The organism is Flavobacterium sp. UGB4466, assembly GCF_903469665.1.
Lineage (GTDB): Bacteria > Bacteroidota > Bacteroidia > Flavobacteriales > Flavobacteriaceae > Flavobacterium > Flavobacterium lipolyticum.
In genome coordinates this window covers 1-18920 of record NZ_CAGKLC010000020.1, presented here as the reverse complement: position 1 = coordinate 18920, position 18920 = coordinate 1, and the positions used below count along the sequence as shown (strand labels likewise).

At 35.0% G+C, this 18920-nt stretch carries 19 protein-coding genes and 1 pseudogene; 14 read left to right on the top strand and 6 right to left on the bottom strand.

The genetic code is table 11. The features are described from left to right. Window positions 1-38 precede the first annotated feature (38 nt). A complete protein-coding gene (leuB, locus tag JO950_RS07755; protein WP_202702135.1) occupies window positions 39-1100 on the top strand; it encodes a 3-isopropylmalate dehydrogenase in 1062 nt (353 codons plus the stop codon). A gap of 129 nt (window positions 1101-1229) precedes the next feature. Here the strand turns inward: leuB and JO950_RS07750 are convergent, their stop codons facing one another. Together JO950_RS07750 and JO950_RS07745 are read right to left on the bottom strand one after the other, a co-directional pair. Then, window positions 1230-1580, bottom strand: coding sequence for an RNA-binding protein (locus tag JO950_RS07750; protein ID WP_202702134.1), 351 nt, complete (start codon window positions 1578-1580; stop codon window positions 1230-1232). Between the two features lie 134 nt (window positions 1581-1714). Then, on the bottom strand, window positions 1715-2197 hold the full coding sequence (locus JO950_RS07745) for a DUF6252 family protein (protein WP_202702133.1): 483 nt from the start codon (window positions 2195-2197) through the stop codon (window positions 1715-1717). 196 nt (window positions 2198-2393) lie between these two features. Here JO950_RS07745 and JO950_RS07740 point away from each other — a divergent pair, with 196 nt between their 5' ends. The 3 genes from JO950_RS07740 (at window position 2394) to JO950_RS07730 (ending at window position 4341) form a co-directional block, all read left to right on the top strand. Beyond that, window positions 2394-2960, top strand: a complete 567-nt coding sequence (locus tag JO950_RS07740) for a 30S ribosomal protein S16 (protein WP_202702132.1) — start codon at window positions 2394-2396, stop codon at window positions 2958-2960. Window positions 2961-2975: 15 nt separating this feature from the next. Next, entirely contained in the window at window positions 2976-3500 is a 525-nt protein-coding gene (gene rimM, locus JO950_RS07735) for a ribosome maturation factor RimM (protein WP_202702131.1), read from the top strand. Between the two features lie 133 nt (window positions 3501-3633). Then, window positions 3634-4341, top strand: coding sequence for a tRNA1(Val) (adenine(37)-N6)-methyltransferase (locus JO950_RS07730; RefSeq protein ID WP_202702130.1), 708 nt, complete (start codon window positions 3634-3636; stop codon window positions 4339-4341). Here the strand turns inward: JO950_RS07730 and JO950_RS07725 are convergent. The 3 genes and pseudogenes from JO950_RS07725 to JO950_RS07715 all read right to left on the bottom strand — a co-directional run bounded on the left by JO950_RS07725 (window position 4338) and on the right by JO950_RS07715 (window position 10301). Beyond that, the gene (locus JO950_RS07725; protein ID WP_202702129.1) at window positions 4338-5630 is read right to left on the bottom strand and encodes an HlyD family secretion protein; all 1293 of its coding nucleotides are present in this window, start codon (window positions 5628-5630) and stop codon (window positions 4338-4340) included. The two genes, JO950_RS07730 and JO950_RS07725, sit on opposite strands and share 4 nt — an antisense overlap. Before the next feature lie 3 nt (window positions 5631-5633). Then, window positions 5634-7826 (bottom strand): annotated as a pseudogene (locus JO950_RS07720) (peptidase domain-containing ABC transporter). A 912-nt stretch (window positions 7827-8738) separates the two neighbouring features. Continuing rightward, entirely contained in the window at window positions 8739-10301 is a 1563-nt protein-coding gene (locus JO950_RS07715) for a vitamin K epoxide reductase family protein (protein ID WP_202702128.1), read from the bottom strand. Between the two features lie 259 nt (window positions 10302-10560). On the opposite strand from JO950_RS07715, the gene JO950_RS07710 reads away from it, so the two are divergent. Genes JO950_RS07710 through JO950_RS07700 form a run of 3 tightly spaced genes read left to right on the top strand, consistent with a single transcriptional unit; the run spans window position 10561 to window position 10999 of the window. Beyond that, window positions 10561-10698: an rSAM-modified peptide gene (locus tag JO950_RS07710; RefSeq protein WP_202702127.1), complete on the top strand. Its 138-nt coding sequence runs from the start codon at window positions 10561-10563 to the stop codon at window positions 10696-10698. Window positions 10699-10718: 20 nt separating this feature from the next. Then, window positions 10719-10856 carry a TIGR04149 family rSAM-modified RiPP gene (locus tag JO950_RS07705; protein ID WP_202702126.1) on the top strand — a complete coding sequence of 46 codons (138 nt, stop codon included), beginning with the start codon at window positions 10719-10721 and terminating at the stop codon, window positions 10854-10856. Window positions 10857-10858: 2 nt separating this feature from the next. Then, complete coding sequence (locus JO950_RS07700; RefSeq protein ID WP_202702125.1) at window positions 10859-10999, top strand: rSAM-modified peptide; 141 nt, start codon at window positions 10859-10861, stop codon at window positions 10997-10999. 19 nt (window positions 11000-11018) lie between these two features. Here the strand turns inward: JO950_RS07700 and JO950_RS22455 are convergent, their stop codons facing one another. Continuing rightward, the gene (locus tag JO950_RS22455) at window positions 11019-11276 is read right to left on the bottom strand and encodes a helix-turn-helix domain-containing protein (protein ID WP_369769999.1); all 258 of its coding nucleotides are present in this window, start codon (window positions 11274-11276) and stop codon (window positions 11019-11021) included. A 1650-nt stretch (window positions 11277-12926) separates the two neighbouring features. On the opposite strand from JO950_RS22455, the gene JO950_RS07690 reads away from it, so the two are divergent. The 7 genes from JO950_RS07690 (at window position 12927) to JO950_RS07660 (ending at window position 18894) form a co-directional block, all read left to right on the top strand. Next, the gene (locus JO950_RS07690; protein ID WP_017494656.1) at window positions 12927-14105 is read left to right on the top strand and encodes an acyl-CoA dehydrogenase family protein; all 1179 of its coding nucleotides are present in this window, start codon (window positions 12927-12929) and stop codon (window positions 14103-14105) included. 87 nt (window positions 14106-14192) lie between these two features. Further along, window positions 14193-14975, top strand: a complete 783-nt coding sequence (locus tag JO950_RS07685; RefSeq protein ID WP_202702123.1) for a DUF3050 domain-containing protein — start codon at window positions 14193-14195, stop codon at window positions 14973-14975. A 67-nt stretch (window positions 14976-15042) separates the two neighbouring features. After that, window positions 15043-15774 (top strand): SGNH/GDSL hydrolase family protein, encoded by a 732-nt coding sequence (locus JO950_RS07680; protein WP_202702122.1) that lies wholly within the window; start codon window positions 15043-15045, stop codon window positions 15772-15774. Window positions 15775-15906: 132 nt separating this feature from the next. After that, window positions 15907-16734, top strand: a complete 828-nt coding sequence (locus tag JO950_RS07675) for a helix-turn-helix domain-containing protein (RefSeq protein ID WP_202702121.1) — start codon at window positions 15907-15909, stop codon at window positions 16732-16734. A gap of 69 nt (window positions 16735-16803) precedes the next feature. Then, on the top strand, window positions 16804-17763 hold the full coding sequence (locus JO950_RS07670; protein ID WP_202702120.1) for a nitrilase family protein: 960 nt from the start codon (window positions 16804-16806) through the stop codon (window positions 17761-17763). A gap of 80 nt (window positions 17764-17843) precedes the next feature. Continuing rightward, window positions 17844-18350, top strand: coding sequence for a GNAT family N-acetyltransferase (locus tag JO950_RS07665; RefSeq protein ID WP_202702119.1), 507 nt, complete (start codon window positions 17844-17846; stop codon window positions 18348-18350). A 145-nt stretch (window positions 18351-18495) separates the two neighbouring features. Next, the gene (locus tag JO950_RS07660; RefSeq protein ID WP_202702118.1) at window positions 18496-18894 is read left to right on the top strand and encodes a helix-turn-helix domain-containing protein; all 399 of its coding nucleotides are present in this window, start codon (window positions 18496-18498) and stop codon (window positions 18892-18894) included. Window positions 18895-18920: the final 26 nt, after the last annotated feature.

Genomic DNA, 18920 nt, shown 5'->3' with positions numbered 1-18920 from the left:
CAACTCAGAACCTTAGAACCTTAAATAACAAACATAGAATGAAATTAAACATAGCCCTTTTAGCAGGAGACGGAATTGGTCCTGAGGTAATAAACGAAGCGGTAAAAGTATCTGATGCCATTGCAAAAAAATTCAATCACCAAATAACGTGGACCCCAGCCTTAACCGGAGCATGTGCAATTGACGCCGTTGGAGTTCCTTATCCTGATGAAACTCACGAAATATGCATGAAAGCCGATGCTGTTTTATTTGGCGCAATCGGTCATCCAAAATACGATAATGATCCAAGTGCACCGGTACGTCCGGAACAGGGTTTACTGCTCATGCGTAAAAAATTAGGATTGTTTGCGAATGTACGTCCAACCTTCACTTTTCCATCCTTAATTGATAATTCTCCTTTAAAAAGAGAAAGAATTGAAGGTACTGATCTGGTTTTTTTAAGAGAATTAACCGGAGGGATTTACTTTGGGGAAAAAGGAAGAAAAGATAATGGTGACACAGCATTTGACAATTGTGTTTATACCAGAGCTGAAGTACAACGTCTGGCAAAAAAAGGCTTTGAACTGGCCATGACCCGCAGCAAAAAATTATGCTGTGTTGACAAGGCGAACGTTCTGGAAACTTCTCGTTTATGGAGAGAAACAGTACAGGCAATGGAAAAAGACTATCCGGAAGTTACCGTATCTTACGAGTTTGTTGATGCCGTTGCCATGCGATTGGTTCAATGGCCTAATTCTTATGATGTTCTAATTACAGAGAATTTATTTGGAGATATTTTAACTGATGAAGCTTCTGTAATCTCGGGCTCTATGGGATTAATGCCTTCTGCTTCTGTTGGAGAACACACTTCTCTTTACGAACCAATTCATGGATCTTACCCCCAAGCTACAGGATTGAATATCGCAAATCCGCTGGCTACTATTTTATCAGCCGCCATGATGTTTGAAGATGCTTTCGGATTAAAAGACGAAGCCGAAGCCATTAGAGCAGTTGTAAACCAATCCTTAGAACAGGGAATTGTTACCGAAGATCTGGCTCCAAAAGGCACTAAAGCTTATAAAACCAGTGAAGTTGGAGACTGGCTTGTAGCTAACTTATAGTTTATTTTAGTTTCAAGTTTCAGATTTCAGGTTGTTGGAACGTGAAACCTGAAACGTGGAACAAAAAAACATGAAACAAAAAAAGGGATCAACGCAAGTTGATCCCTTTTGTATATTTAGAAAAAAATATTAATATCCTCCTCTGTTACCACCACGGTCATTTCCACCACGGTTGTTTCCGTAACCTCCGCGAGAATCACCTCCACGGTTGTTATTGAAGCTTCTTCTTTCACCTTCAGGTTTTGGTTCAGATTTATTAACAACAATTGAACGACCTTGAACAGTAGCTCCGTTCAATTCATCAATTGCTTTTTGAGCCTCGCTATCGTTTGGCATCTCAACGAAACCAAATCCTTTGCTTCTTCCAGTAAATTTATCAGTAATAATTTTAACTGAATCTACTGCTCCGTAAGCCTCGAAAGACTCTCTTAAATCTGCTTCCTCAATACTGAATGGAAGGCTTCCAACAAAAATGTTCATATGTACTTATTTATAATAATGTAGCAAATGTAACTTTATTTTTCTGTAATCTACTATATATTAGTTTATTTATGTTTTTATTTTGATTTAAAAAAATAGATCTCAATAAAACCAAACTACGACAAATTAAATTTCTAATTCTCAGATGTTGCCGAAATTGGAATTTTGTAAAAAACACCTTCGGTAAAACTAATTTTTGGCTTTTCAGTATCTTTTTTATCCTCGTTCAGAGCGTCAAACTTAAAGGTTCCTGAAATTGTTTTATTCTCGGCATTAAACTCAGTAATCACGATTAGCCCATGCCCCCTATCCGTACCGGTAGAGAAACTGTATGATTGCGACGGCTGCGTATTAGTGTAATTTGCAGTCGTGATATTGTCACGTCCAAGAGCATAAGTCTGCACTCCTGTATTCGGAACTTTTAAAACTACTTTCTCAAATCCCAAATCACCTTCAATAACAATACTGCCGCCCACAGAGCTATAAGCATTATAGGTTGTAGCGCGCCAAAACACGTTTTCTTTTAAACTTTGGAAGGCCGGATTATTAAATTTTATATCTTCAGAACAAGCAGAAACAATAAAAAGTAATAATACTAAAGAAATTATTTTTTTCATATCACAGTAAATTTGAGGCAAAAATAACCTCAATTAAGATAATTATTTAAAAAATGAAGTTAAAATGACATAAATGCCTCAGAAATACACCTGAAATGCATTTAATATGATTTCGAACGTATAATTCATAAAAAAATTATATCTTTGCGCCCTTAATTAACAGGGGTCGAGTACCTCAAAATTTAATCATACGATTATGTCAGTAAAAATTAGATTACAAAGACACGGTAAAAAAGGAAAACCTTTTTACTGGGTTGTAGCTGCAGATGCACGCTCAAAAAGAGATGGTAAATACTTAGAGAAAATCGGTACTTACAATCCAAACACAAACCCGGCAACTATCGACTTAAACCTTGATAGTGCAGTTAAATGGTTACACAATGGTGCACAACCAACTGATACTGCTAGAGCAATTCTTTCTTACAAAGGAGCTTTATTGAAACACCACCTTGATGGAGGTATCCGTAAAGGAGCTTTGACTCAAGAGCAAGCTGACGCTAAATTAGCTGCATGGTTAGAAGCTAAAACTGGAAAAGTTGATGCTAAAAAAGATGGTTTATCAAAAGCACAAGCTGATGTTAAAGCTAAAGCTTTAAAAGCAGAACAAGAAGTTAACGCTAAACGTTTAGCTGCTGCTGCTCAAGCTGAAGCTGACGCAATTGCTGCTGCTACTGCTGCTGAAGCTACAGAAGAAGTTGCTGAAGTTGAAGCTTCAACTGAAGAAACTGCTACTGAAGAGAATAACGAAACAACTGAAGCATAATTTTAGCTAGCGAGAATGCGTAAAGAAGAATGTTTTTATTTAGGTAAAATCGCTAAAAAATTTAGTTTCAAAGGTGAAGTTCTGGCTTATTTAGACACGGACGAACCTGAGTTATACGAAAATCTGGAATCAGTGTTTGTTGAATGCAACAAACACTTGGTTCCTTTTTTTATTGAAACAAGTTCTTTGCACAAAAACGACTTTCTTAGAATTCGTTTTGAAGATGTAAACACAGAAGAAGATGCAGATGCCCTTCTTGGTAATGCGATTTATCTTCCTTTAAGCATGTTGCCAAAACTTTCGGGCAACAAATTTTATTTCCACGAAGTAATCGGTTTTGAAATCGAAGACCAACGTTTAGGTGTTTTTGGAAAAATAGCTGCCGTAAACGATACGACAGCACAACCTCTTTTTGAAGTTTTGAATGGCGAAGTCGAAATGTTAATTCCGATGATCGATCAATTCCTTGTAAAAATAGACCGTGAAAACAAAAAGGTTATCATGAATCTTCCTGAAGGTTTAGTGGAGATGTACCTTTAATTAGATTATTAGACCGACTTAGATTGCTGGATTTTTAGACTGACTTGATTACTCTTGCAATTAAAAATCTTGTCATCATTATTACCTATTCCATCTGAAATTAAAAATCGTTAATCTTCAATCACAAATCAAGATGTTTCAATTCAAACAATTTTCAGTTCTACAAGACAAAACCGCTATGAAAGTGGGTACTGATGGTGTTTTACTGGGCGCTTGGGCACCTATAAATCACAATCCATTTAGTGTTTTAGACATTGGTGCCGGAACCGGGATTATCGCTTTAATGCTGGCACAAAGAACAAATGCAGAACAAATTGACGCTCTTGAAATTGATGAAGATGCGTATGAAGAAGCAGTAGAAAATTTTGAAAACTCACCTTGGGGAGACCGTTTATTTTGTTTTCATGCAGGTTTGGATGAATTTATAGAAGAACCGGAAGACGAATATGATCTGATTGTTTCGAATCCACCCTTTTATGCCGAAGATTATAAAAGCGAAAACGAACAACGAGATTTAGCGCGCTTTCAGGACGCAATGCCTTTTGAAGAATTAGTCGAAGCAGCCGATTTACTTTTATCTGAAAATGGAATACTTGCCATAATTCTTCCTTTTAAAGAAGAAGAAAAATTTATTGCCTTAGCCAAAGAATCAGAATTATACCCCATCAAAATTACGCGCGTAAAAGGCACCCCTACAGCTGTTGTAAAACGTAGCCTTTTGGCTTTTAGCCGTAACGAAACCTCACAACCTGAAGTCGATGAATTAACAATAGAAATGGACCGACACGTTTATACTCCTCAGTATATCGATCTTACTAAAGATTTTTATTTAAAATTTTAAACCTGCTCAAAAAGACTCTTAAACTGATATAAAATCCGCTCGATTAAACGTAAATCTTCGGTCACAATCTCTGCACTTCCTTTCATTTCCTGCTGAAAAACGATTTGCTTTTTATAGGACGTTTCCAATCCGTTGGGAAGCGCTACATCCAACAATAAATTTCCATCTTTATCAGGAACCAAAGAGATATTTTGGATCTTTCCTCTTAACACTCCAAATTCTCTGTCGGGAAAATTTGCTAATCTGATGTTCACCATCTGACCTACTTTTATTTTCCCTGAATTCAATGCCGGTGCTTTTACCTTACCTACAAAACCATTTTTGCTATCCGGAATAATCGAGAAGACATTATCCCCAATATTGATCGTTTGATTCTCTGTCCAGATCTGCAAAAAAGTAACCACCCCACTCACCGATGACTTTAAAGCATAGGCCAATTCCCAATCTTTTATCACTTTCTTAAGCTGATAAAAAGACTGCGCCATATTTCTTCCTAAAGTAACTTCTTCTTTAGTCCCGCTGATTTGTGAGTTCTGACTCAATTTAGTATTGGTAATTAAAGCCGACTTTAACTGAGAAATGGAAGACAAAAGGGTTTTATAATTTTTTTGCGCCTGGAGATACCCCAGTTTTTTAGCCTCCATTTCCTGTGCAGAAATGATTCCTTTATTGAACAATGTTTCAAATCTTGCCATTTCATTTTTCTGAAGCTGTAGTTCACTTTCATTGATCACTTTTTGCTGCTGCAAAATCTCCAATCTGTCTTTAATCTGAATTTTTTCAGAAACCTGTGCCCGGTTTTCTACTTCAAAAGGCTGCAAATTTTTATTTAGTTGTTCCGCCTGATAATCTTTCTGAAAAACAGCAAAAGCACTTTCAATCTCTCCTAACTGAGTATTTTTCAACAGTTCGAAAGGAAAGGCTTTCTTGGGATCATTGATATTATATTCGTCAACGATTTTTTTCAACAAAAAAACATCTTTGTAATTTGCCGTGTTTTCAATAACAGCAAGTGTACTGTTTTTTGAAACAATCGATTTGTCTTTTACTAAAATTGCCTCAATACGACCCGATGATTTCGAAACGATCTTCTCTGGCGGAATATTGGTTGTAATTACAATTTGGGTAGTAACAACATCAGGATATTTGATAAACCAGGACACGAAAAAAAGCATCACAATAATGACAAATATCAAAACGGTTCCCCAACGAATCATCCAATGCGGTACTTTGGTTAGAATATCCTGAACTTCTTCGCTTCTTAGTTCAAATGTAGTATCTTCTGCCATGTTTTAATTTCCTAATTGTAATTGATTCTTAACCAGTTCAAAATAATTTCCTTTTTGTTCTACCAAAACAGAATGACTGCCAATTTCGATGATTTTTCCTTTATCTAAAACCACAATTTGATCTGCATTCATCACAGTACTCAAGCGATGGGCGATAACCACAACTGTTTTGTCTTTGAAGAAAATATCCAGTTTTTGCATAATTTCTTTTTCATTATTCGCGTCCAATGCCGATGTAGCTTCATCAAAAAACAAAACTTCCGGGTTTTTATAAACAGCCCTTGCAATTAACAAACGCTGCTTTTGTCCGGTACTCATCCCTAGTCCTTCGGCACCAATTTTGGTATTGTATCCTAATGGTAAACCTGAAACGTATTCTTTTATATTGGCTACATCAGCAGCATAGACCAAACGTTCTTTATCTACTTTATCGACACCAATTGCAATATTATTAGCAATGGTATCACTAAAAATAAACCCTTCCTGCATAACGGCGCCGATATTGGATCTCCATGCTTTTTGCGAAATATTTTTCAATTGTGCATTTCCGATGTTTATTTCCCCTTTTTCAGGTTCATAGAATTTCAATAAGAGCTTCATTAAAGTTGTTTTACCGCTTCCGCTGACTCCTACTATTGCCGTTACTTTATTGGCCGGGATTTTCAGTGTTAGATCTTCCAGAACAGGAATATCAGAACCTAAATATCGATAGGAAAGGTTATTAATATCAATATCCGAATCAAAAGGAACATCACTCGTCTGATAGACTTCTTGCTGCGTTTCGTCTTCTTTCTCATGAATCTCAGACAATCTGGCCAATGATATCTTCGCATCCTGAAGCTCCCTGACGAATTCTATAAGCTGCGTAATTGGCCCGTTTAAACTCCCTACTATCGAACTAATTGCCAGCATCATCCCCAGTGTAATGGAGCCATCGATTACCAGTTTTGCCGATAGGAATATAATGAAGATATTTTTTAATTCATTAATTACAGAAGAACCTATAGTTTGTGTTTGCTCTAAAACAAGCCCTTTTATGGAAACTCTAAAAAGCCTTGCCTGTATGTATTCCCATCCCCAGCGCTTTTGTTTTTCGGCGTTGTGCAGCTTTATTTCCTGCATTCCGTTGATAAGCTCCATCACTTTGTTTTGCTCACTGGAAACCTCTGCAAAACGCTTGTAATCGAGTACTTCTCTTCTTTTTAAGAACAAAGTAATCCATCCGAAATAAAGTAAGCTACCGGCAAAAAACACCAGAAAGATCTTCAGATTGAAATAAGCCAAAACACCTCCCATCACAAACATATTGATCACAGAAAATAAGACGTTCAAAGATGATGTTGTCAAAATTCGTTCAATTCTGCGATGGTCATTAATACGCTGCATAATGTCGCCAGTCATTCTTACATCGAAAAACGAAATGGGCAGATTCATTAATTTAATAAAAAAATCCGAAATAAGAGAAATGTTTATTCGGGTAGAAAGATGTAATAAAATCCAGCTTCTGATAAGTTCCAGACCTGTCCTTCCGGCAAAAAGGAACAATTGAGCAAAAAGAATCAGGTAAATAAAATGAATGTTCTGATTTTGAATCCCGACATCCACAATACTTTGGGTTAAAAACGGAAAAATAAGCTGTAATAAACTACTGGCCAGTAACCCTATACTTAATTGTATGAGAAATGACCTGTACCGAAGCACGTATTGTGCCAACAACCCAAATCCGAGTCCATGATTGTCTTCTTTATCAAAATCAGATTGGAAAAATTTAGGAGTCGCTTCAATCAATAATGCTATTCCTTCCTGAGTAGATTCATCTGCATTGTTTCCGATCCAGAATTTAATAAAATCTTCTTTGTTGTATTCGATCAAGCCAAAAGCAGGATCAGAAATATAGTAGGTATTTCTTTTAATTTTGTAAAGTACTACGTAATGATTTTTGTTCCAATGCAGGATACAAGGAAGCGGCGCCTCTTCTAATCGCTCGAGATTTAATTTTACACCTAAAGTTCTAAAACCTATTTATTCGTCAGCGTCACTCAAAAAAAGCAAATTACTTCCTTCACGAGTTGTTTCACTGATGTCTCTCAACTCCTGAATGTTGATTGTTTTGCCGTAATGTTTCGCTATTATTTTTAAACACGTCGGCCCACAATCTTTATAATCGGCCTGTTTATAATTGGTGAATTTTTTCAATTTAATTTAGGGTTAATCATTTATGCACACACAATCTTACCATTATCTGCCTTACAAAAATATAATATTTATCCGCCAAAAAATCGCAATTATTTGTTTTTCCTTCTGATTTATAGTTAAAATACAACAATGATCCTAAAAAAAAGGATTTTACAAGATTTTTTTATTGGGGTTTGAGGCTACCTGACCATTTAAAGATCTTATTTCCATTCTTAACCATCTTAAACAATTAAACGACACAAGTGATTTCTTTAAGTTCATTACGAAAGGATGGGTTAATCCAAAAAAAAACAGAGAAGAAACAAATCTTCTCTGTTAGAGTATTTAAAAACATATCTATTAGAAATACAATTTCTTTAGGACATGGCACTGGTTAACCCTAACCAATTAAAATCAACTCAGTGACCAATTTCCTAAGAATCCCTACACCAATCATCAATGTGGGGAAATTTGCTCAATGTTCCACGATCGAGCGCCTACAAATTAAAAAAAACATGACTAAATTCTAAAAAAGGCTATTTCGTACTTCTATTAAAACGCTATAAATAATTAATTCCAAAAACGCGACCCGAGAGTCCTTCTTTTTTGTCTATACATGAATCTAAAAACATTTTTTACATCAGACAAGACTATAAACAATCCTCAAGCACTGCCGGTATTGTACCATTCGAACAAATCGAATCACACGTTACAAGAGTAGACGAACCTTTACCCGGACAAATGCAACATCTTTTAGGCGGATTAATTGGCTGCCCTCCTATCATGCTTTTTTGCTCGAATGCACTTAGCTCTTGAGCACCTTCTAAGTTTAAAATGATTTTTAACATAACTAAAGGTTTTTGTTTTTTGAACTCCTACTTCAATCATTTTAAGACAGCTGAAGCTTCTGTCTGTTGTAACTTTCTTTAGATACTATGCTGTTTTTTCCAAAACAACCTCTTCCTTCTCTTCGATATAATCGTTTAAAAAGTATTTTAACTCTCCTAGTTCATATTCTGCCGGGAAAATTTTATCATTTACAATCTTAACAGGTGTGTAATTAAAATCATTTTTAGAACACCATTCATATTGTTTGTTTATTTCCTGTGTTATCATCATACTTACAGAATCAACAGTCCATTTTTTCAACCATTTCTTAAGACTCATATTTTTAATATGCCAGTCCGAAATAGCCTCAACCGTTTTTCCCGGTGTAGATCTGTTTATGGTTAAAAGTCTTTCAACTACTACTTTATATGGATTTTCGGCATTCTCAGGATTTACATTAAACAAGACATTCAAGTGTATCTTATCCGGAAATCTCAATACTAAATCAAACGCCTCCTGAAATGTTTTATGACAATGTCCACAACTAGGGCTGATGATTACGGATAACTTAACGGCCGCATTTCTATTTCCAAAATGCAATCCTCTTAGATCATCAAGTCCATTTATATGAGGCACTTTTTTAGACAAGAAGTTCAATAAAGAATAATTTCTTTTAAACTTTTTCATCTCTTTAAGTGAACTTTCAGTACCTAAGATGTTTTTTATAATTGTTTTCAAAACTGCCCAAATAGGAACAAGAAGTGCCAATGAGAACAGGAATGGAAAAATTTCCGCAAAACCAAAACTCAACGTAAACAAATCTGACGCAAACCATATAGCACTTTGTACAAAAATCAAAGAAGACACCACTAAGCACATTACACACCATCTTTGAATTTCAAATTTTTGAATCCAAATGGAAGACACAATAACGGGTATCGCTAATAAGCTTAAAAAACCTATGAAAATCGAGGACTCCAGTGGTTTTACCAGAATTGCAATCAAACTGGCTCCAAAAAACATTAGTGGCAAGTCAGGAAAGCTAATCCATTTGCTTTCATTATCCTCTTTACTATTGATTACAGAGCTACAGGAAGAGTTAGAACTAAAATTGCAAAGTTTTGAAATGATACTATTCTTAAATCCCAGTTTTTCCTGAACAATGAAAACACTTACAATGAGTCCTAAAATTGATGTTGTTAAAAAAAACAGGCTAAATAAATTGTATGTATTATAAAAAAATGACAATCCAACTACCAACAAAAGTGGCAAACCATATTTCAACCAGCTGAATTCAACTTTTATTCTGTCTCTTGCTATAACATTGTTTGGTTCAATTGCAACTATAACCCCATTCCAGTCTAATAAAAACTTTTCATAAGCCATTTTCTGACTTCCTTTTTTCATCGTATTGATTCGAACAAAATTCTTTGCCTTTTCCACTAATATTAACTCTTCTTTGAAATAAGCCAAAAAATTTGAAGGCAAATCTACTATTTGCTCTTTCGGAACTCGTATCGCAGCATTCTCTACAGACAGTAAATCTAGAGAATCTGTTATCGCAAACAAACTAGGATAATTTGGATGAGAAAGGAACAAATCTTTAAACTCATTTTTAATCTCCGAGTACTTGTTTATTTGTAGAAATTTTTGGACAAGTTTTAACATCTTTTCGAGTCTTTAAAATCATAATTACACTGCAAAGATTGTTGTTTTTATTGAGAAAAAAACGCTAGTAGTACACATTTTATTAATTATACTACATACAATTTATAAATTATATCAGTCTGAATAAAATCACAATCAACTGATTATCAATATTTTATCATTAAAATAATTTGTCCGAAACCCCAAAAACCCTATTCTCGATTAAGCGTTTTCCTTTTTGTATAGTTTTGATATATCAATAATCCTAATACAAATAAACATGGCAAATCGAGCACAAAAATTCGAAGATTTTCAATCGGAAAAACTGTCAAAAAAAGAACAAAAAACTGTTCAGGGAGGAGACGAATCTATTATTCCAGGTGACCCAAGTAGAGGGAATGGAAAAGGATCTAATTAATCATTTAAAAAAATCAAATCATGAAAAATAAAAAATTAAACTTCGAAAATTTCAAAAGCAATACACTTTCAAAAAAAGAACAAAAAACGGTTCGTGGAGGTGACAACGATAGTAATAGAGGAAATGGCAACGGATCTACACAACTAATAAACCTATAACAATGAAAACTAAAAAAATAAAATTCGAAGATTTTGGAAACGAAAAATTATCAAGAAAAGAGCAACAAACAATTTTTGGAGGTGATGATGACGGTGACCCTTCCAGAGGGAATGGGAAAGGAAGTACTGACGAAATTCCTTAATAAAACTCTAAAAAAAAATTTAAATATTATTCGCAAACTGAGCTGGAGACACTCCAGTTCTTTTGCGAAATGATTTAGCAAATGACACTGCATTTTTGAAACCTACACTTTCTGCTATCGCCTGAGTTGAATATTTACGATACATATGATTCGTAATCATTTCATTAATAACATAATTAATTTTCAACTCATTCGAATATTCTCCAAAAGACTTACCAAATCGTTTGTTAACCACATAAGACAAATAAGTAGTATTTGTTTTTATCTTCTTAGCCACATAAGGCAAAGTAAAATCAGCGTGCAAAAATTCCTGTTTACTTTCTAAAGCCAGCAATTTTTCTACTATTTTATTCTCTTTTGCCTCATCAATACTTAAATTGACATTCTCTTTCTTAAGTTGTAACTCCTCAGACTCCAGAGCAGCAATCTCTGGTTCAGGTTCGTTTTTCTTCTCTAAATTAGCTTTAAACTCTTCTATTAAAGCATTCATTTTTTTATGTGCTTTATTTTTATCCCGTATGTTTTTTATCAGCAAGAATACGATCCCTATAAATAAAACAACATAAAAGACCTTCAGAGCTTTATTCAGAAAAACGTCGTATTTATACTTCTCCTGAATGGTAACCATCTCACTGGTCAAATCTCCTACTCCAAGTTTATAATTTACTTCCAGAATCTCATCATTTAATTTTGATTCCAATTTTTCGTAATTATCAAGGTAAATTTTTGAATGTTTATAAGCCAGTTCAGGCTCTTTTAGTATGTTATAAATCTTTGCCTGATAATAATTTGACTTCAGATGATCTACCTGATTGGTTTTTGTTATCTCGCCAATAGAATCTGATTTTTTAAAAAACACTAATGCCTTATCATACTTCTTGATATTATAATACAAGTCTCCTAGATTATAATTAGTAGTACATAAGATTTCCTGCATATTATTTTGATTGGCCAGAAAGATGATGTCGTAATACGTTTTTTCGGCATTTTTGTATTCTTTCAGCTCTCCGTAAATATTCCCTAAACTTAATTTCGCCACAATTTTATTGTCCGGAAAATTTTGAGAATAACTGATCGTTTTTTGATAAAAATACTCCGCAGAGTCAAGTAAAACCTTCTTCTTAGGGTCTTTCATATAAAAGCTTTCATATGATCCTGCCAAACTAAGATTGATGTTACTCTTATTATTAAGGTACTGCTGTTTGGTATAAACGCTCTGGTTTTTATCCACAAAATCATTGAGACTCCGCAAATCCTTAATCGCTAATCTATAATTACCTACAGCAACATTTATAGCCGCAATATTACTCTTAAACTTAACAATTTGAATAATATCCCCAATCTTTATAGAGAGTTTTATTCCTTGTTGATAATTTTCGATTGCATCACTGTAATTCTCTCTTTTCCATTCTGATAAGCCGGCATAATTATACAAATAAGACCGAAGTTGAGTTTTTTCTTTATCATCCGGCATTTTATCTAAGTAATTTAAGGCTAACTGGTACTTTTCCTTAGATTTTACTGCATTTCCTTTTAACTGAATCAAATAAGACAATGCAGCATTTGCAAAAGCCAGATGTTTATTATTATTAGATCTTGCCAGCTGACTAGCATATACGATCGAACTGTCAACATTAGCATTTGCCGTTAGTCGAATTTTGTCTTGTAATATTAAGTACTCTTGTTCCGTAAAAACCTTTTTCTCCTGAGAAACAGCGACGTTTACAACAAAAAAGAGTATAAAAGAGATGATCAGCCTCATTCAATTCGTTTTTTGAATCTCAAAAATAGCTTATAAATTCACAATAAACTAAAATTAATTCGTGTTTATACTATTTTCCTTCTTTACCATTTATAGAAATATAACAATTTAACCGTATTTTGTTATATTTTTATTGCGTAGATTTGTATTATAAAACTATCAAAAATGAAACCAGACCTATTTCAAGCACCAGATTACTATAACTTAGATGACTTATTGACAGACGAACACAAATTAGTTCGCGAATCGGCACGAGCCTGGGTCAAGAGAGAAGTTTCTCCAATTATAGAAGAATATGCTCAAAAAGCAGCATTCCCTACACAAATTATAAAAGGACTCGGAGAAATCGGTGGTTTCGGACCGTATATTCCGGTAGAATACGGAGGCGCAGGTCTGGATCAGATTTCTTACGGTTTAATTATGCAGGAGATAGAACGCGGAGATTCCGGTGTTCGATCGACTTCATCCGTTCAGTCTTCCTTAGTAATGTATCCTATCTGGAAATATGGAAACGAAGAACAGCGAATGAAATATTTACCCAAACTGGCTACAGGAGAATTCATGGGATGCTTTGGTTTGACTGAACCAGATCACGGTTCTGACCCCGGAAGCATGATCACTAATTTTAAAGATATGGGAGATCATTATCTTTTAAATGGTGCCAAAATGTGGATTTCTAATGCTCCTTTTGCCGATATTGCAATTGTTTGGGCAAAAAATGAAGAAGGAAGAATCCACGGCCTAATCGTTGAACGCGGAATGGAAGGCTTTACAACTCCTGAGACACATAATAAATGGTCTTTGCGCGCCTCTTCAACCGGAGAATTAATCTTCGATAATGTAAAGGTTCCTAAAGAAAACTTATTACCTAACAAATCCGGTCTTGGCGCACCTCTTGGATGCTTAGATTCGGCACGATACGGAATTGCCTGGGGAGCTATTGGAGCGGCAATGGATTGCTACGATACTGCTTTACGTTATTCTAAAGAAAGAATTCAATTTGGGAAACCTATCGGAGGAACGCAATTGCAACAGAAAAAACTAGCTGAAATGATTACGGAAATCACAAAAGCACAGTTATTAACCTGGCGCCTGGGTGTTTTACGCAACGAAGGAAGAGCTACAACCACACAAATCTCAATGGCAAAACGCAACAATGTCGATATGGCCATACATATCGCACGTGAAGCCAGACAAATGCTGGGCGGAATGGGTATTACAGGCGAATATTCGATCATGCGTCACATGATGAATCTCGAAAGTGTTATTACTTACGAAGGAACTCACGACATTCATTTACTAATAACGGGTATGGATGTAACTGGAATTCCAGCATTTAAATAATGAATATTTATTAAAATATATACAAAACCAATACAAAAAGCTTCTTCTTAACGGGAAGCTTTTTATATTTGCATAAAAAATTCGAAAATGAATATTGAAACTATAAACAATAGCATTCAACCCCAAAAAGATCAACTTCTACAACATTCATTATACAATAAAATCCAAAATATCGATGACTTACATCGTTTTTTAGAAACTCATGTTTTCGCTGTTTGGGATTTTATGTCCTTATTAAAAGCATTACAATCTAAGCTTACCTGTACTTCTACTCCTTGGTTCGCGACAAAAAATCCTGAAACAAGATACTTAATCAACGAAATCGTTTTGGCAGAAGAAACCGATTTAAGTATTGATGGAAAAAGACAAAGTCACTACGAAATGTATATTGAAGCCATGGAAGACTGTGGTGCCGATACAAGCGGAATCAACCACTTTTTAGCCGAAGTAAACTCCTTGCATAATATTTTTGTTGCCATAAAACAAAGCTCCTTACATCCTGATACAAAAGCTTTCCTGGACTTTACTTTTAGAGTCATTGAAGAAGGAAAGCCTCATCAAATTGCGGCAGCATTTACTTTCGGAAGAGAAGATTTGATTCCGAGTATGTTTACCGCAATCCTGAAAAACTTCCAGAAGAATCTTCCTGAAACGGATCTAAGTAAACTTTTATATTACTTTGAAAGACATATCGAATTGGATGCCGATGAACATGGACCAATGGCAATGCAAATGATCACTGATTTGTGTGAAGATGATGCTCAGAAATGGAAAGAAGTGGAAGAAATTTCGATTTTGGCATTAGAAAAACGTATCGGACTTTGGAATGCTATTGAAGAAGAAATTCTGATGAAGGCTGAAATGGTTTAAAAACCGAAACAAGTTATTTAACGTAACTATTTGTTTAAAATGAACCGAAAATTAATTTGTCAAAATTATGAAACTGCATTTCAAACAAATAGTTATTGTTATCCTCTCTATATTCCTGTTAAGCTGTAGTTCTGACGAAAACACTGCGGAAATATCTACTTTTCCAATTACACCTCTTTTGGGTTCCATAAAATATTTGGCTTTAGGAGACAGCTACACCATCGGACAAAGCGTCTGCGAAACGTGCAGATTTCCTGAACAGTTAAAATCGAGTTTAACCGCAATTTATCCGCAAGCCAGCTTTTCTTTAAAAATTATTGCGACTACCGGATGGACTACCACCAATTTAATTTCGGCAATAAACACCCAAAATCCGGATCCTAATTATGATTTAGTCACACTTCTTATCGGGGTTAACAATCAGTATCAGGGAAAAAGCTTTTCGATCTATGAGAAGGAATTTCCAGAACTCGTAGAAAAAGCAATTGTTTTAGCAAAAGGCAATAAAAAAAGGATAATTGTTATCTCTATTCCGGATTATGCTTATACTCCTTTTGGCAAAATACAAATGGAGGGAGAAGGCGAAAGAATTTCAAGCGAAATCAATCAATACAATTCCTTTGCCGAAAGCTACTGCAAACTCAATAATATTGTTTTTGTTTCGATAACCGATATTTCCCGCAAAGGCCTTGATAATCCTGATTTGGTGGCCGCAGATGGCTTACATCCTTCGGCCAAAGCTTATACTTTATTTACTGAACGTATTTTACCGCTGGTGAGAGTAGCTTTACAGAACTAATATTTAAAATCTTAATTAAAAAAATATCCTTAATTTTATCAAAAGTCATTCTTCACAAATCAAAAATGATCTCATACAATTGACTTTTGAAGAAGTAACAACAATTGACTGCAGTCCATAATCTTTTAAATAATGCAGATTTCACCATCAGTAGAATTATCACCTTACATTAAACATTATCTTTTTTTAGATACCAAAGAAGTATCCGAACAAAAGCTTCGTCTGTTTTCGGATGGTAATACCGGTATTGTGTTTTCTTTAAAAGGCAATCTTACCTCTGATCTAAACCATCAGGAAGTTCAGAGCTTCTTACCGGATTCTTTTTTGTATGGACAACTTACGGGATTTAAAGACATTTATTCCAACCATGAAATCACTCTTATAATTGTTGTTTTTCAACCTAACGGGATTCATCAATTGTTAGGCATTCCGGCTTATGAGTTTCTCGACTCTATTGTTTCTATTGATACTATTTTTAACAGAGACGGTTTAATTCTTCAGGAGCAGCTACGCGAAAATTACACGATCCTGAAAAAAGTTGAACTTCTCAATCATTTTTTCGGCACTTATATTTCCAACAAAACAGCTTCTTACCAATTAATTATTGAAAGTTCGCTTCGTTTTATTACCGCACATAAAGGGAATTTTAATGTAAACCAACTGGCTAAATTTACAGGTTATACGGAACGCCATCTAGAAAGAAAGTTCAAAGAGTGCATCGGATTAAATCCGAAGAAATTTGGAAATATTATCAAACTGCATTATTTCTTAAAACTGCTAAAAGACAAGTCAGTCGATACAAATCTCACCAACATTAGCTACAATGCCGGTTTTTCGGATCAGTCTCATCTGATAAAGGAATTCAAAAAACACACCGGAATCACACCAAAAGAATACTTAAACAATACCGGGAAATTAACCAATAATCTCATCAAAACTGTTCCGCCAATTCTGCTTTAGAATGTCGGTTTTGTACAATTTTCAAAATAGTACCGATGCTACCTTTGCCACCAATCAATAGTAAGCATTATGAAAAATTTAAAAATAGCCACCGCTCAGTTCGAGAACAAAAGTGGCGATAAAAGTTATAACTTATCTGTAATTGAAAAACTTTCTCAACAGGCTGCAAGCCAAGGGTGTGATGTTATTTCGTTTCATGAGTGTTCTGTAACGGGCTATACTTTTGCCCGAAATCTATCAAAAGAACAAATGCTGAACCTGGCAGAATTAATTCCGAGTGGAGAAAGCATTTCAAAATTAACCGAAATTGCGCGAAACCATAATATCGTGATTCTGGCGGGGCTCTTTGAGAAAGACGAAGACGATAACTTATTCAAAGCTTATGTGTGCGTAGACGGAAATGGTTTGGTTGCCAAATACCGAAAACTTCATCCGTTTATCAATCCACACCTTACTCCGGGCGACCAATACTGTATCTTTGAGATTAAAGGATGGAAATGTGGTATTCTAATTTGTTACGACAACAATATTATTGAGAATGTTCGAGCTACCACTCTTTTAGGTGCCCAGATTATTTTTATGCCTCACGTTACGATGTGTACTCCTTCTACCCGACCAGGTGCCGGATTTGTTGCTCCACAGCTGTGGGAAAACCGTGAATCTGATCCTACTTCTCTCCGACTGGAATTTGAAGGAATGAAAGGCAGAGACTGGCTGATGAAATGGCTTCCTGCAAGAGCCTATGACAATGCTATTTATGCCGTATTCTCGAACCCAATTGGAATGGACGACGATCAGCTGAAAAATGGCTGTTCGATGATTATTGATCCTTTTGGGGATATTCTTTCTGAATGCAGCTCTTTTGAAGACTCTTTTGTAACTGCACTATTAACTCCTGAAAAGTGCATTCAGGCTGGCGGAAACCGTTATATAAAAGCAAGGAGACCCGAATTGTATCGGGATATTATTGGTCAGGAGCATCAATCCGAACAAAATGTAGTCTGGTTGAATACTAATACAAAAAGTTAAAACTGATATTTCATGGGACTTTACGCCTCCTAAAGATTTACCTTTGAGGGATTCATTAATCTACAGTATACCACCCAATAATGGAATTTTTAAAAACTACGAATGAAGATATCGATGCCGTTTTCGATCTTTATAATGAAGCTACCTCTTATCAAAAAACGGTCAACAACAAAAGCTGGAGAGGCTTTGAGAGAACACTTATAGAAAAAGAAATTACCGAAAATCGCCACTTCATCATCAAAGAAGGAGATGAAGTTGCCTGTACCTTTGTGCTTACTTTTAACGATTTGATTATTTGGAAAGAAGCCAGTGCCGATCCTGCCATTTACCTTCATCGCATTGCAACGAATCCAAAATTCAGAGGACAGTCGTATGTTAAAAAAATCATCGAATGGGCAAAAATATATGCTCGCGAGAATAACAAATCATACATCAGACTTGATACCCATAGCGGTAACGAAAGGATAAATAAGTATTACACCAGTTGTGGTTTTAACTACAAAGGCATCAGCACCATCGAGTGGACCAGTGAATTACCGGAACATTATAAAGAAGGCTCTTTTAGTTTGTTTGAGATTAAGCTGTAAAAAATAAATTTGTAGACTGCTATTTCATGTTATACTCATCTGAAAACCGTATTTTTGTATCAATAATGAAAAGCGTATCTTACAAAAACGAACTTGTTTTTTACCAAAATCGATCATTCTTTTATAATTTTAAATATCTTTGAATATGAGCATAGCAGAAAAACCATATCATATAGGGCGAAAAATCAGCCGTATTCGTGAACTAAAAGACATGAAACAAGAAGCTTTGGCACAAGCTTTAGGTATATCTCAACAATCTGTTTCTACTATAGAAAACAGCGAAAGCATAGACGAAGAAAAACTGAAAGAAGTAGCAAAAGTGCTTGGAGTAACCGTTGAAGCCATTAAAAACTTTTCGGAAGAAGCCGTTTTTAATTATTTTAATAATATTTATGATAATGACTTTAGCCATAGTAACGGAGCCATTCAATCAAATAATTGCTCATTCAATCCGCTTGACAAAGTTGTTGAGCTTTACGAACGTTTGGTACAGGCTGAAAAGGATAAAAATGAATATTTGGAGAAGTTATTAAACGGTAAATAGGTTTTATAAAAAAATAGAACAAAGAG

Bases quoted from the DNA above. Each gene is read 5' to 3' on its own strand.
- JO950_RS07740 (WP_202702132.1), top strand. From the start codon at position 2,394: ATGTCAGTAAAAATTAGATTACAAAGACACGGTAAAAAAGGAAAACCT.
- JO950_RS07685 (WP_202702123.1), top strand. From the start codon at position 14,193: ATGAATATTGAAACTATAAACAATAGCATTCAACCCCAAAAAGATCAA.
- JO950_RS07725 (WP_202702129.1), bottom strand. From the start codon at position 5,630: ATGGCAGAAGATACTACATTTGAACTAAGAAGCGAAGAAGTTCAGGAT.
- JO950_RS07680 (WP_202702122.1), top strand. From the start codon at position 15,043: ATGAAACTGCATTTCAAACAAATAGTTATTGTTATCCTCTCTATATTC.
- JO950_RS07670 (WP_202702120.1), top strand. From the start codon at position 16,804: ATGAAAAATTTAAAAATAGCCACCGCTCAGTTCGAGAACAAAAGTGGC.
- JO950_RS07665 (WP_202702119.1), top strand. From the start codon at position 17,844: ATGGAATTTTTAAAAACTACGAATGAAGATATCGATGCCGTTTTCGAT.
- JO950_RS07730 (WP_202702130.1), top strand. From the start codon at position 3,634: ATGTTTCAATTCAAACAATTTTCAGTTCTACAAGACAAAACCGCTATG.
- leuB (WP_202702135.1), top strand. From the start codon at position 39: ATGAAATTAAACATAGCCCTTTTAGCAGGAGACGGAATTGGTCCTGAG.
- rimM (WP_202702131.1), top strand. From the start codon at position 2,976: ATGCGTAAAGAAGAATGTTTTTATTTAGGTAAAATCGCTAAAAAATTT.
- JO950_RS07675 (WP_202702121.1), top strand. From the start codon at position 15,907: ATGCAGATTTCACCATCAGTAGAATTATCACCTTACATTAAACATTAT.
- JO950_RS07700 (WP_202702125.1), top strand. From the start codon at position 10,859: ATGAAAACTAAAAAAATAAAATTCGAAGATTTTGGAAACGAAAAATTA.
- JO950_RS07690 (WP_017494656.1), top strand. From the start codon at position 12,927: ATGAAACCAGACCTATTTCAAGCACCAGATTACTATAACTTAGATGAC.
- JO950_RS07660 (WP_202702118.1), top strand. From the start codon at position 18,496: ATGAGCATAGCAGAAAAACCATATCATATAGGGCGAAAAATCAGCCGT.
- JO950_RS07710 (WP_202702127.1), top strand. From the start codon at position 10,561: ATGGCAAATCGAGCACAAAAATTCGAAGATTTTCAATCGGAAAAACTG.
- JO950_RS07705 (WP_202702126.1), top strand. From the start codon at position 10,719: ATGAAAAATAAAAAATTAAACTTCGAAAATTTCAAAAGCAATACACTT.
- JO950_RS07745 (WP_202702133.1), bottom strand. From the start codon at position 2,197: ATGAAAAAAATAATTTCTTTAGTATTATTACTTTTTATTGTTTCTGCT.
- JO950_RS07715 (WP_202702128.1), bottom strand. From the start codon at position 10,301: ATGTTAAAACTTGTCCAAAAATTTCTACAAATAAACAAGTACTCGGAG.
- JO950_RS07750 (WP_202702134.1), bottom strand. From the start codon at position 1,580: ATGAACATTTTTGTTGGAAGCCTTCCATTCAGTATTGAGGAAGCAGAT.